Annotated in this window: 8 protein-coding genes; 3 read left to right on the forward strand and 5 right to left on the reverse strand. The window is 74.9% G+C overall.

The features are described 5' to 3' along the window. Positions 1-4: 4 nt before the first annotated feature. Together ACFY3U_RS05010 and ACFY3U_RS05015 are read right to left on the reverse strand one after the other, a co-directional pair. Positions 5-1,003 (reverse strand): aldo/keto reductase family protein, encoded by a 999-nt coding sequence (locus tag ACFY3U_RS05010; protein WP_387195036.1) that lies wholly within the window; start codon positions 1,001-1,003, stop codon positions 5-7. Positions 1,004-1,058: 55 nt separating this feature from the next. Beyond that, positions 1,059-6,272 (reverse strand): WG repeat-containing protein, encoded by a 5,214-nt coding sequence (locus tag ACFY3U_RS05015; RefSeq protein ID WP_387195039.1) that lies wholly within the window; start codon positions 6,270-6,272, stop codon positions 1,059-1,061. Between the two features lie 161 nt (positions 6,273-6,433). Between ACFY3U_RS05015 and ACFY3U_RS05020 the strand changes: the two genes are divergently transcribed. The 3 genes from ACFY3U_RS05020 to ACFY3U_RS05030 are packed head-to-tail and all read left to right on the forward strand — an operon-like array spanning position 6,434 to position 9,061. After that, entirely contained in the window at positions 6,434-7,285 is an 852-nt protein-coding gene (locus ACFY3U_RS05020) for an ABC transporter permease (protein ID WP_387195042.1), read from the forward strand. Next, positions 7,278-8,084: an ABC transporter permease gene (locus ACFY3U_RS05025; RefSeq protein WP_387195045.1), complete on the forward strand. Its 807-nt coding sequence runs from the start codon at positions 7,278-7,280 to the stop codon at positions 8,082-8,084. Before ACFY3U_RS05020 ends, ACFY3U_RS05025 begins: the two co-directional genes overlap by 8 nt. Then, complete coding sequence (locus tag ACFY3U_RS05030; protein ID WP_387195048.1) at positions 8,081-9,061, forward strand: ATP-binding cassette domain-containing protein; 981 nt, start codon at positions 8,081-8,083, stop codon at positions 9,059-9,061. Before ACFY3U_RS05025 ends, ACFY3U_RS05030 begins: the two co-directional genes overlap by 4 nt. Positions 9,062-9,152: 91 nt before the next feature. Here ACFY3U_RS05030 and ACFY3U_RS05035 read toward each other — a convergent pair whose 3' ends face one another. The 3 genes from ACFY3U_RS05035 to nadA all read right to left on the reverse strand — a co-directional run bounded on the left by ACFY3U_RS05035 (position 9,153) and on the right by nadA (position 12,596). Beyond that, complete coding sequence (locus ACFY3U_RS05035) at positions 9,153-9,755, reverse strand: DUF3043 domain-containing protein (RefSeq protein ID WP_387195051.1); 603 nt, start codon at positions 9,753-9,755, stop codon at positions 9,153-9,155. A 72-nt stretch (positions 9,756-9,827) separates the two neighbouring features. Beyond that, positions 9,828-11,183 (reverse strand): UDP-N-acetylglucosamine 1-carboxyvinyltransferase, encoded by a 1,356-nt coding sequence (gene murA / locus ACFY3U_RS05040; protein WP_387195055.1) that lies wholly within the window; start codon positions 11,181-11,183, stop codon positions 9,828-9,830. A gap of 216 nt (positions 11,184-11,399) precedes the next feature. Beyond that, positions 11,400-12,596 carry a quinolinate synthase NadA gene (gene nadA / locus ACFY3U_RS05045; RefSeq protein WP_387195058.1) on the reverse strand — a complete coding sequence of 399 codons (1,197 nt, stop codon included), beginning with the start codon at positions 12,594-12,596 and terminating at the stop codon, positions 11,400-11,402. Positions 12,597-12,610 lie beyond the last annotated feature (14 nt).

The raw sequence follows: 12,610 nt of genomic DNA on the forward strand, positions 1-12,610 counted from the left end.
GGTCTCACGGGCGCTGGGCCGGGCTCTCGGTCTTGGCCGGGTCGCGCTCGGTGACCGGCTCGACGATCTCGTCGATCGCCTTGAGCAGGTCCGCCTCCAGCGTCACGCCGGCGGCCTTGACGTTGTCGTGCACCTGCTCCGGGCGGGACGCGCCGACGATCGCCGACGAGACGTTCGGGTTCTGCAGCACCCAGGCGATGGCCAGCTGCGGCATGGTCAGCCCGGCCTGCTCGGCGAGCGGCTTGAGCCGCTGCACCCGGGTCAGCACCTCGTCGGTCAGCCACTGGGCGATGAAGCCCGCGCCGGACTTCTCGTCCGTCGCCCGGGAGCCGGCCGGCGGCGGCTGACCCGGCCGGTACTTGCCGGAGAGCACGCCCTGCGCCATCGGCGACCAGACGATCTGCCCGACGCCCAGCTCCTCGCTCGCCGGGATCACCTCGGTCTCGATGACCCGCCACAACATCGAGTACTGCGGCTGGTTGGACACCAGCGGGATGCGCAGCTCACGGGCCAGCTTGTGGGCCTCGCGCAGCTGGGACGCGGTCCACTCGGAGACGCCGATGTAGTGCGCCTTGCCGGCGTGCACGATGTCGGCGAAGGCCTCCATCGTCTCCTCCAGCGGGGTGCTGTGGTCGTACCGGTGGGCCTGGTAGAGGTCCACGTAGTCGGTGCGCAGCCGGCGCAGCGAGCCGTCGATCGACTCCATGATGTGCTTGCGGGACAGGCCGCGGTCGTTGCGGCCGGGGCCGGTGGGCCAGAAGACCTTGGTGAAGATCTCCAGCCCCTCGCGGCGCTCGCCGTCGAGCGCCTTGCCCAGCACGGTCTCGGCGCGGGTGCCGGCGTACACGTCGGCGGTGTCGAAGGTGGTGATGCCGGTGTCCAGGGCGGCCCGGACGCAGGCCAGCGCCGCGTCCTCCTCGACCTGCGAACCGTGGGTGATCCAGTTGCCGTACGAGATCTCGCTGACCAGCAGGCCGGAGCGGCCCAGGTGACGGAATTCCATACCCCGACCCTAGTCCCGGCCCGGTCCGACCGCGCAGTGGCGCGTTCCGGGCGGCTCAGAGCACCGGGTGGGTGTCGGTCAGCAGCAGGTCCAGCTCGGCCAGCACCGCCTCGTGGCCCGGGTGCACCGGATCGATCAGCGGGCCACCGCGCCGGTCGAGCGCGCCCCAGCGGCCCGACCCGTCGCCCACCAGGAACGCCACCGGGTGGATCACCAGCTCCCGGTGGACCGGCGGCACCACCACCTTGCCCCGCCGGTCCAGCACGCCGAGCAGGCCGCCCTGATCCAGCACGGCCAGCCCCTCCTCGCAGAAGCCGTCCAACCGCCGCCCGTCGGCGAGCGCGGTGGCGAAACCGTCGTACCGGGTCGGCACCACCAGCCGGCCGTTACGGTCCACCGCACCCCAGCCGTCCCGGCGGACCGCGGCCACCCCGGCGGTGAACGGCCGGACCTCCGCGAAGCCGCCCGAGGTCACCTCGGCGCCGTCCGGCTCGATCGCCGTCCAGTCCGCGCCCCCGGCGGGCGACACCCAGGCCAGCCCGTCGGAGAACGGCCGCACCAGCGTGTACGCGGGACCGAGCAGGGTGCCGCCGCGCTCGTCGATCAGCTCCCAGCCCGGGGCGTCCGGGCGCCGGACCCAGGCCATCCCCTCGCCGAACGGCTGCGCCTGCGCGTACTCGTAGCCGAGGACCAGCTCGCCGTCGGAGTCCGCGTACCCCCAGCGCCGCAGGCCACCGTCGAACGTGGGCACCGGGGAGCGCCGGCCGTGCCGTACCTCCTCCCGGGTGCGCGGGTACGGCCCGAAGCCGCCGCGCTCCCGTGCCCGGGCGTGCACCGCATCCAGCGACACCCGGATCCGCTCGGTCAGCTCCGGGTCGTCGGCGCGACGCAGGTCCAGCGCGCGCTCGAAGTGCTCGCAGGCCTCCATCAACCGGCCCTGGTCGAAGCAGGAGCGGCCGGCGTGCTCGTGCAGCGCCGCCCGCAGCCGGTCCGGCAGCTCGCTCGAGCCGGCCTCGGCGAAGAGCCGGTCCGCCTCGGCGAACTCGCCCTTGCGGCGCAGCACCTCCGCCAGCCGGGCCCGGGCCAGCGCGGTCCGCCGCAGCTCGCCGGTCGCCTCCGCGTAGGTCAGCGCGAGCCGGCCGTCGGCCAGCGCGTCGTCCAGGTCGTCCACCAGCCGCGACACCACCGCGCGCAGGCTGAGCAGCCGGGCCCGGGCCCGGTTGTCCAGGGACGCGCCGAGCTTCTCGGTCAACCGGCGCCGGATCAGCCGCAGCTCGTACGGGTCGTCGACGATCTCCCGCAGCGTCTCCGGGTCCAGCCGCCACCGGTATCCGGCCAGGAACTGCTCGGGATCTCCGTCGGAGAGCGACCTGGTCGTGCGGGCCGGGTCGTCGGTGGGGGACGCGGGGATGCCGGGCGGGGTCGCGGCGGGGGCGTCGACCGGGGGTGCGGTGGTCGCGGGGGCGGTGCTCCCGGGTGCCCCGCTCGCGGGTCCCCCGGTCGTGGAGGTGGTGGTCGCGGGTGCCCCGGTCGCCGGGGCAGGATCCGTGCCGGTGACGGCCGGCTCCGCGGCCGGCGCGGCGGTGTCGCCGACGGGCGCCGTCGCCGGTCCGGGGTCGCCCTCGGGGTCGGCCGGTGGCTGGGACGGCGCGCTGGTCGCCGGTGCCGGGAACTGCTCGATCGTCGGTACGGGGGCGGGTGGCACGACCGCTGCCGGCAGCTCCTCCTGACCCGCGGGCGTCGTGCTCGCGTCCTGGCCGGTGGGCGTGGTGCGGCCGTCCTGGCCCGTGGGCGTCGTGCTCGCGTTCCGGCCGGTGTCGGTGGTGCCGCCGTCCCGGCCAGTGTCGGTGGTGCCGCCGTCCTGGCCGGCGTGGGTGGGGCCGCCGTCCCGCGCCCCGAGGATCGTGCCGGCCGCATCGCTCGGTCGTGGTGCGCCGGGGCCGCCGTCGGTGCGCGTCGGACCGTCGGCGTCCTCCCCGGTCGGTGCGGGTGTGCTGACGTCCACGGTGGCCGGTGTCGGTCCGTCGGTGTCGCCGAGCCCGCCCGGAGCCGCGTCGACCGGGCCGTGCGGGTGCGGCGCCGGGGCGGTGGGCGGCGTCGGTTCCGACCGACTCTCGGACGTCGCCGGCGGCGTGGTCGCGGTGGAGACGGGCTCGACCGGTGCCGCGGTGGTCGGCCACGGGTCCACGGGGGCGTCCATGGCCGGACTGTCCGCGGGCACGTTGGTGGGGGGACTGTCCACGACCGCGTCGGCGGGCTCGGCGTCGTCGGCCGCGTCGGCGGGCCCGGCGTCCACGGACGGGTTCGGGCGCGGTACGTCGGCTGGCGGTGTGCGGTGCGCCTCCGCACCCGGCGGCGGAGCCTTCACCGCGGCGCGCGCTGACGGGGAGGACGGCACCGGATCGGAAGGCGGCACCGACATGGCAGGCGGATCGGCCTGCACGTCGGCGGACCCGGTCGTCGCCGGTGTGGCGGTGGCCGCGTCCGGGCCAGCCGTCGCGTCCGGGTCAGCCGTAGCGTCCGGGTCAGCCGTCGCGTCCGGGTCAGCCGTAGCGTCCGGGTCGGCCTCCGGTCGGGTCGAGGGCGGGTGCGCCGCACCGGCGCCCGCCGAGTCCGGCTCCGGCCGGCCCATCGGGCTGTCGTCCGTCCGGATGGGATCGTCCGCGGTCGGTGCCACGGGCTGGGCCGGGCGGAACCAGGCCTCCGAGCTGTTGGGCTGGGCGGGCCGGACGGCGGCCGGAGGTGCCACGGGGTCGGGGCGGGGTGGCGGCGGTACGTACCGACGCGGCCGGTCCGGGGTGATGGCCAGCCCCGACGGTGTCGACGGTCGAGGGGCGCCCGGCTCGCCGGTCGCGGCCTCCTGAGGCGGAGTCGGCACCGGGGCGGCGGGCCTCGGCGCCTCGTCGACCGGCCGCTCGACGGCCGACGGGACGGCGGGCGACGGCGGCGCCGATCCGGGCCGTCGGTCGGTGCCGGGCGCTGCGGTCGGACGCGGTTCGACCGGTGGCGGGTCGCCGGGGCGGTGGCCGGACGGTGGAGCCGACGTCGGCCGCTGACCCGTCGGGACGCCGTCGCGCCCAGGCGTGGAACGGTCGGTGACCGGGGTTGGACTCAAGGTCGGTTCGGACGGTTCGCGGCGCCGATCCGGGGGCGGCACGGGGCCGGGCTCGGCGTCGGGGCGGCGAGCGGGAGACCGTTCGCCGGTGGCGCTCGTTCCCGCGGTGCCCGCCGCCCCGGGTGCGGCCGACGCCGCCGCGGGCGGGCGGACCGGACCGTGCAGCGGGCCGGTCGGCTGGTCTCCCCGGTGACGAGCCGGCAGGGCGGGCGCATGGGCGGCAGGCGGGCCCGAGATCGGGGCACCCGGCACCGGGGCACCCGACGTCGGGATGCCCGGCACCGGCGCGCCGGAGGTCGGGATGCCCGAGACGGGGGCGCCGGAGGTGGGCGCACCGGAGACCGGCGGGCCGGAGACCGGTCGGGTTGGGGCCGGACCCTGCGTGGCGCGTGCCGCAGGGGTTTCCGCGGACCGGGACGGGCGGGGATCCGGCCGGTGCGGGGTGGGCTCGGCGTGACGCTGGTCGGCGCGCCGGTCGTCGCGACCCCACTCGGGAGCCGGCCGCCGGGATCCGTCCCGGTCCGCGCCGCGCGGGTTCCACGGCTCGCGGTACGCCTCCGCGGGGCGGCCCGCCGCGGGCGACCATCGATCCGGGTACGCCCCGTCGGCAGCCGCGCGCCGCTCCGGACGGTGCTGGTCGCGACCGTCCCGCTGGTCGGAGCCGCCGAGCGCGTTGCGTACGTCGTGCTGGTCGGGGAGGCTGCGCGGGTCGTACCCGTCGCGTCGGTCATGGCCGTCGCCGAAGGCACGGTCATCCCGCCCGCGCGACCCGTTCCGGAGCTCGCGTTCGCCCGTGCCACGGGGGCTGTCGACACCGCGGGACCCGTCGAGGCCGTAGGGCTCACCCGCCCCGCGCTGTTCGCCGGGGCCGCGCTGCTCGGCCGCACCGCGCTGTTCGCCGACGCCGCGCACCTCGCCAGCGCCGCGCACCTCGCGAGCGGAGCGCTCGCGGAACTCGTCGCGGCGCGGCTCGTCGTACCCGGGTCGCTCGTCCCACTGTCGATCCTGGCGGGTGGGTGCGTCCCACCGCCCGTCCGGCGCGGGCCGACCTTCCTGCTCCCGGTGGCCCGTGGCCGCGCGACCATCGTGGCCCGATCGCCGGTCGGCGTCGGCGCGCCCATCGGGACCGGCCGCGCCGTGGTGGCCCGGACCGCCGTCGAGGCGGGAACGACCGTCGCGTCCGGAGCGATCGTCTCGTCCCGAGCGCCCGTCGACCGGGATCTGTTCCGCGGAGGTTGGGTAGCCGTCGTGGTACGAGCGATCGGCGTGGCCGCGAGGTGCGGCGACATCCCCGTCGAGGACCCGGCCGGCGGTGCGCCGGTCGTCGTTGAGGCCGTAGGAGGCGAACCGGCGCTGCTCGGGGCGGAAGCCTTCCGGGGAGTGGCGGCGCTGCTCGTCGTCCCGGTAGCGCCCGGTCGGATCGCGCTCGACCCGGTGCCCGGCGGCGGGCTGCTGCTCGTAGCGGTCGTCGCGGCCCCGGCGGGCGCGGCCGTCCTCGGTCGGGCGGCGGTCGTATCCGGCCGGCTCGGGCGCCGCGACCCGGCGGGTCGGGGGAGCCTCGTCCGGTTCGGGCATCCAGCCCGGCTCGGCGGGGTTGCCCTGGTCGGCCCGGGCCGGTTCCGGCCGGCCGGCGGGAGACACCGGCGCGACGCCGGGGGCGCCGCGGTCGTGCCACGGCCGGCGGGTGTCGGGCCGGTCGCGCTGCCACGGCGCCTCGCGCGGCTCGCCGGGACGCCGCTCGGCGCGGCCGGGCTCGGTGGGACGCCGCTCGGTGCGGTCGGCCTCGGGCCGGCGTCGCTCCCGCTGCCAGATCGGCTCGTCGGGCGCCCAACGGGACGCCTCGTCCGGGAACCGGCGCCCCTCGGAGGGGTACGCCCATCCTCCCTCGGCCGGGTACGCCCGCCCTTCCGACGGCTCCTCCTCGTCGGCCCAGGACCGGCCGAGGTACGTACCGTCCGGCCGGGTGGGGGCGAGCGGCGGCACCTCGGCCCGGCCGACCGCGGACGCGCGGGCCCGCGGCGGCGGGGCGTTACGGACGCCGATATCGCCGGGGTAGCGCTGGCCGGGGAACTGCGGGTGCCACTCGGTGGTCGGCTCGACCACCCAGGACGGTTCCGCCGGATCGCGCCAGCGGTCGCGGTAACCGTCGGTCATCTCGTGACTCCTCCGCCGAGGGTGCGGCGCTCCCCGAAGGCCGGCTCGCGTCGCTCGCTCACGGCGGTGTCACCTCGTTGCAAATTGTCGTGCCGGGGCTGCCCGGGTGCCGTAGAGTCGCCCGCTCCGGCACGTCGTGGCTGCGGATGGAGGGTAACGGCGTGGGCTCGTTCACCGCCACTGTGGCTCCGCCCACGGCGTCCCAGGTTATCCCATGGTTCCGGACATTCGGGGCGATAACCGGTTCGGGGTTCCGACGATACGCCACCTACCGGCAGGCTGCGATGGCCGGCCTGTTCACCAACTCCGTCTTCGGCTTCCTGAAGTGCTCCGTCCTGCTGGCGGTCGCCGGCGCCGGTAGCGGCGTCGCCGGTTACGACCGGGGGCAGCTGGCGGCGTACGTCTGGGCGGGGCAGGGCATGATCGCGATGATCCTGCTCTGGGGCTGGACCGAGCTGGCCGACCGGATCCGCACCGGCGAGATCGCCGGCGACCTGCTGCGGCCGGTCCATCCGGTGACCAGCTACCTGGCGACCGACCTCGGCCGAGCCGGGTTCGCCGTGCCGACCCGGATGCTCCCGCCGATGCTGCTCGGGGCGATCTTCTTCGACGTGCACCTGCCGACCCGCTGGCCGACCGTGCCGCTGTTCGTGCTGTCCGCCCTCAGCGCCGTGGTGCTCTGCTTCGGTTGCCGCTTCCTGGTCAACGCCGCCGCGTACTGGTTGCAGGACGTCCGTGGGCCGCTGATCCTCTGGACCGTCGGCTCGGGGGTGCTGGCCGGGCTCTACTTCCCGCTGCGCTTCCTGCCGGAGTGGCTGCAGTGGGCGCTGTGGGTCGGCACCCCGTTCCCGAGCCTGCTGCAGACCCCGCTCGACGTGCTGGTCGAGCGGGTCCCGCCGGCCACCCAGCTCGGCCTGGTGGTGTTGCAGCTGGCCTGGACGGGAGCGATTCTGGCGCTGTGCCGGCTGGTGCAGCGCCGGGCCGAGCGCCGGCTGGTGGTGCAGGGTGGCTGAGGGCACGCTGGCCGCGTACCGGGCGCTGCTCGGTGCGCAGGCCCGGTCCCAGGCCGCCTACCGGACGTCGTTCGTGGTCGACCTGGTGGGCAACGTCGGCTCCACGGTCTTCGACGTGCTGGCCATCCTGGTGCTGTTCCGGGTGACCAGCACGCTGGGCGGCTTCACGCTGCACGAGACGCTGGTCATGGTGGGCCTGTCCGCCGCCGCGTTCGCCACCGCGGACCTGCTGGTCGGCAACATCGAGCGACTGCCCCGGTACGTCCGCGGCGGGCTGCTCGACGCGGTGCTGGTCCGGCCGCTCGGGGCGCTGCCGCAGCTGCTGCTGATGGACCTGCCGCTGCGCAAGGTCTCCCGGGCGCTGTTCGGCGTGGCCGTGCTGGTGGTGGCGCTGGCGACCGCGGGGATCGCCTGGACGCCCGGTCGGGCGGTGCTGGTGGTGGTCGCCCCGCTGGCCGGGGTGGTGTTCTTCGGCTCGATCTTCGTGGCCACCGCCACGCTGTCGTTCGTCTGGGTGGAGTCGGGGGAGGTGGGCAGCTCGGTCACCTACGGCGGGCGGGACTTCACCGCGTACCCGGTCACCGTCTTCGAGGGGTGGTTCCGCGCCACCTTCGCGTACGGCCTGGGCTTCGCGTTCGTCGCCTACCAGCCGGCGCTGGCGCTGCTCGGCCGGCCCGATCCGCTGGGCCTGCCGGCCTGGGCCGGCTGGGCGTCGCCGGCGGTGGCGCTGGTCGCCGCCGCCGGCGCGGCCGCCGCCTGGCGCGTCGGGATCCGCCACTACCGGAGTACGGGGTCATGAGCGTCATCGAGCTGCACGAACTGCGCAAGGACTTCACGGTACGGGTCAAGGCCGGCCGGCTGCGCCGGGAGAAGCGGACGGTCACCGCGGTGGACGGCATCGACCTGCGGGTCGAACGCGGCGAGATGCTCGGCTACATCGGCCCGAACGGGGCCGGCAAGTCCACCACGCTGAAGATGCTCACCGGCGTGCTGACCCCGTCGTCCGGGGAGGCCCGGGTCTGCGGGCTGCGCCCGGTGCCGGAGCGCACCCGGCTGGCGCTGCGGATCGGGGTGGTCTTCGGCCAGCGGTCCCAGCTGTGGTGGGACCTGCCGCTGCGGGAGTCGTTCGACCTGCTGCGGCACGTCTACCGGGTGCCGGCCGCCGAGCACGCCGCCCGGCTGCGCCGCTGCCGCGACCTGCTCGACCTGGACGCCTTCCTGGACACCCCGGTCCGGCAGCTCTCGCTGGGCCAGCGGATGCGCGGCGAGCTGACCGCCGCCCTGCTGCACGGCCCGGAGGTGCTCTTCCTGGACGAGCCGACCATCGGCCTGGACGTGGTCAGCAAGCGCGCCGTCCGGGACTTCCTCGCCGAGCTGGGCCGGGCCGGCGACACCACGCTGGTGCTGACCACCCACGACCTGGCCGACATCGAGCGGCTCTGCCGGCGGTTGGTGGTGGTCGACCACGGTCGGGTGGTGCACGACGGCTCGATCGCCGACCTGCACGCCCGGTACGGCTCCCGCCGCCTGGTCGTCGCCGAGTTGGACGCGGCGCTGGCCGCCGCGCCGCGGCTGCCCGGCGCGCCGCTGGAGCGGGTGGAGGACGACGGCCGGCGGCTGGTGTACGCGCTGGAGTCGGCCGGGGTCGCGGAGGTGGTCGCCGGGCTGGCCGGCCTGGCCGCGCTGCGGGACATCTCGGTGCTGGAGCCGGACATCGAGGAGGTGGTGGCCCGGCTCTACCGGGCGCCCGCCCCCGGCCCGCGGGTCGGCGACTGAGCCGGGAACGCCGCCCCGGGCCCGGGCGTCGGCGACTGAGCCCGCAGACGCGACAGCCCCGCCGGGGCGGGGCTGTCGGGAGCGGGTGGGGTCAGATCGGGTCGCCGATGTTGACCTGGGGGGCCGGGGCGCGCATCCGGCGGAAAGTGATCGACCGCATGATCGCGTACAGGTAGATCGAGCCCATCCGCTCGCCGCTGTTCGGGAAGCGCTGCGCGACCAGCTTCTTGATCTTGCGGGAGATGAGGATCGAGTCGATCACCACGCCGAGCGCGAGCGCGCCCCACAGCACGTTGGAGGCCAGCCGGATCACCGGCGGCATGGCCGCGTTCGAGCCGACCAGCACGATCAGCGCGCCGCCGAAGAACCAGGTGCCGACCGTACGCCGGGAGTCGACCACGTTGCGGGCCAGCTGCCGCTCCGGGCCACGGTCACGCGGGCCACCCTCGCGGCGGAACTCGGCCGCCGCCTCGGCGCGCGCCTTGCGGCGCTGCTCCCGGGCCTCCTCCTTGGTCAGCGGCTTCACCGGCCCGGCGGGGCGGCGACCGGCGACCGGGCGCTTGGGGGTCTGCAGCCCCAGTTCCTTCTTGCTCGGGGTGTATCCCCGGGGGCGCGCGGTGGGCTGCTCCTCGGTCACCACGGCGGTGGCGGAGGAGTCGGAGTCGGCCGACTTGCGGCGAAACAGCGAGGGCACGAGGTGAAGGGTAGCCAAACGACGCCGCCCGGTGCACCTCACGGTGCACCGGGCGGTCGAGGGTGAGCGGAATTACGGGCGCTCGGTGTGCGCGCCGAGGTCGGCCAGCTTCTTCTCGAAGTCCTCGTAGCCCCGGTTGATCAGGTCGACGCCGTACACCCGGGAGGTGCCCTCGGCGGCGAGCGCCGCGATCAGGTGGCTGAACCCGGCCCGCAGGTCCGGGATGACCAGGTCGGCCGCGTGCAGCTTGCTCGGGCCGGCGATCACCGCGGAGTGCTTGAAGTTGCGCCGGCCGAAGCGGCACGGGGTGCCGCCCAGGCAGTCCCGGTAGACCTGGATGTTGGCGCCCATCTTGTTCAGCGCCTCGGTGTAGCCCAGCCGCTGCTCGTAGACCGTCTCGTGGACGATCGACAGGCCGCGGGCCTGGGTCAGCGCCACCACCAGCGGCTGCTGCCAGTCGGTCATGAAGCCCGGGTGCACGTCGGTCTCCAGCGCGGTGGCGTTCAGCTCGCCGCCCGGGTGCCAGAACCGGATGCCGCCCTCCTGGCCCGGGTCGCCGAGCTTCGGCGGGCGGGCGTCGGTGACCTCGTACTCGCCGCCGACCGAGCGGAACACGTTCAGGAAGGTCATCATGTCGGCCTGCTGGGCGCCGAGCACCTCGACGTGGCCGCGGGTGGCCAGCGCGGCCGCCGCCCAGCTCGCCGCCTCGATCCGGTCCGGGATCGGCCGGTGGGTGTAGCCGTGCAGCTTGGGCACGCCCTGGATCTCGATCACCCGGTCGGTGTGCACCTTGATGATCGCGCCCATCTTCTGCAGGATGCAGATCAGGTCGATGATCTCCGGCTCGACCGCGGCGTTGCGCAGCTCGGTGACGCCCTCGGCCATCACCGCGGTGAGCAGCACCTGCTCGGTCGCGCCCACGCTCGGGTACGGCAGGGCGAACTTGGTGCCGTGCAGGCCGTTCGGCGCCGACAGGTGCAGCCCCTCGGGGCGCTTCTCGACGGTCGCGCCGAATTCCCGCAGCGCCTGCAGGTGGAAGTCGATCGGGCGCGGCCCGATGTGGCAACCGCCCAGGTCCGGGATGAACGCGTGGCCCAGCCGGTGCAGCAGCGGGCCGCAGAACAGGATCGGGATCCGGCTCGAGCCGGCGTGCACGTTGATCTGGTCGGTGCTGGCGCTCTCGACGTTGGACGGGTCGAAGACGAGCTCGCCGTCCTCCCCGCCGTCGGTCACCTTCACCCCGTGCAGGCCGAGCAGCCCGCGGACCACCTCGACGTCACGGATCTTCGGCACGTCGAACAACCGGCTGGGCGAGTCACCCAGCAGGGCGGCGACCATCGCCTTCGAGACCAGGTTCTTCGCGCCGCGCACGCGGATCCGCCCTTCGAGCGGAGTACCTCCGTGTACGACCAAGACGTCGTCCGTCAACGCAACCTCCAGCGCGTGTCGGGTGGTGCAGATGAAGTCGATGATGGGGCAAGCGGTCGAGCTACCCCGCGGTGGCCGGCCCGAAACGGGCCGGGCGTGTCGCCGCCCGAGGCAGCATAGCCCTCGGTCACGAAATTGGAACCGGTCACATCGCCAGCGAAGGAACGAACCGGCGTTACCGGCACGTATCCGTACCAGCGATGTGACCGTCGGTGATCAGGCCGCGGGCGGCGGGGTGTCCGCGCCGGGCAGCGCGAGCATCTGGTCCAGCGCCACCCGGGCGTGGTGCGCGGTGTCCGGGTCCACCGTGATCTGGTTGACCACCCGGCCGGCCACCAGCTCCTCCAGCGCCCAGACCAGGTGCGGCAGGTCGATCCGGTTCATCGTCGAGCAGTAGCAGACAGCCTTGTCGAGGAACATGATCTGCTTGTCCGGGTGGGCCAGCGCCAGCCGGCGGACCAAATTCAGCTCGGTGCCGACCGCCCAGGCCGAACCGGCCGGCGCGGCCTCGATGGTCTTGATGATGTACTCCGTGGAGCCGACCTGGTCGGCGGCGGTGACCACCTCGTGCCGGCACTCCGGATGCACCAGCACGTTGACCCCCGGCACCCGCTCCCGGACGTCGTTCACGCTCTCCAGGGTGAACCGGCCGTGCACCGAACAGTGCCCGCGCCAGAGGATCATCTTCGCGTCCCGCAGCTGCTGCGCGGTGAGCCCGCCGTTCGGCTTGTGCGGGTCGTAGAGCACGCAGTCGTCCAGCGAGAAGCCCATCTCCAGCACCGCCGTGTTGCGGCCCAGGTGCTGGTCGGGGAAGAAGAACACCTTCGAGCCCTGCTCGTACGCCCACTCCAGGGCGCGCCGGGCGTTGGACGAGGTGCAGACCACCCCGCCGTTACGCCCCACGAAGCCCTTGATGTCGGCCGAGGAGTTCATGTACGTCACCGGCACGGTGTCGCCCGCGATGCCCAGCTCGGTCAGCACGTCCCAGGCGGTCTCGACCTGCGACAGCACCGCCATGTCGGCCATCGAGCAGCCGGCCGCCAGGTCGGGCAGGATCACCTTCTGCGCGGCCGAGGTGAGGATGTCGGCGCTCTCGGCCATGAAGTGCACGCCGCAGAAGACGATGTACTCCGCGTCCGGGCGGGCCGCCGCCTCGCGGGCCAGCTTGAACGAGTCGCCGGTCACGTCGGCGAACTGGATCACCTCGTCGCGCTGGTAGTGGTGGCCCAGCACGAACACCTTCGTGCCGAGCGCCGCCTTGGCCGCCGTCGCACGGGCCACCAGATCCGGATCGCTCGGCGCCGGCAGGTCGCCCGGACACTCCACGCCACGCTCGGTGGCGGGGTCGCTGCCCCGGCCGAGCAGCAGCAGCGCGGTCGCGGTGTTGGAGGGTTCCACCCAGGTCGAAGTCACGCCCCAATGGTCCC

The sequence above is a fragment of the Micromonospora sp. NPDC000089 genome, from assembly GCF_042899365.1.
In the GTDB taxonomy this organism is placed as follows: domain Bacteria; phylum Actinomycetota; class Actinomycetes; order Mycobacteriales; family Micromonosporaceae; genus Micromonospora.

Excerpts from the sequence above, each read along its gene's own strand:
- ACFY3U_RS05010 (WP_387195036.1), bottom strand. The coding sequence starts at position 1,003 with ATGGAATTCCGTCACCTGGGCCGCTCCGGCCTGCTGGTCAGCGAGATC.
- ACFY3U_RS05015 (WP_387195039.1), bottom strand. The coding sequence starts at position 6,272 with ATGACCGACGGTTACCGCGACCGCTGGCGCGATCCGGCGGAACCGTCC.
- ACFY3U_RS05030 (WP_387195048.1), top strand. The coding sequence starts at position 8,081 with ATGAGCGTCATCGAGCTGCACGAACTGCGCAAGGACTTCACGGTACGG.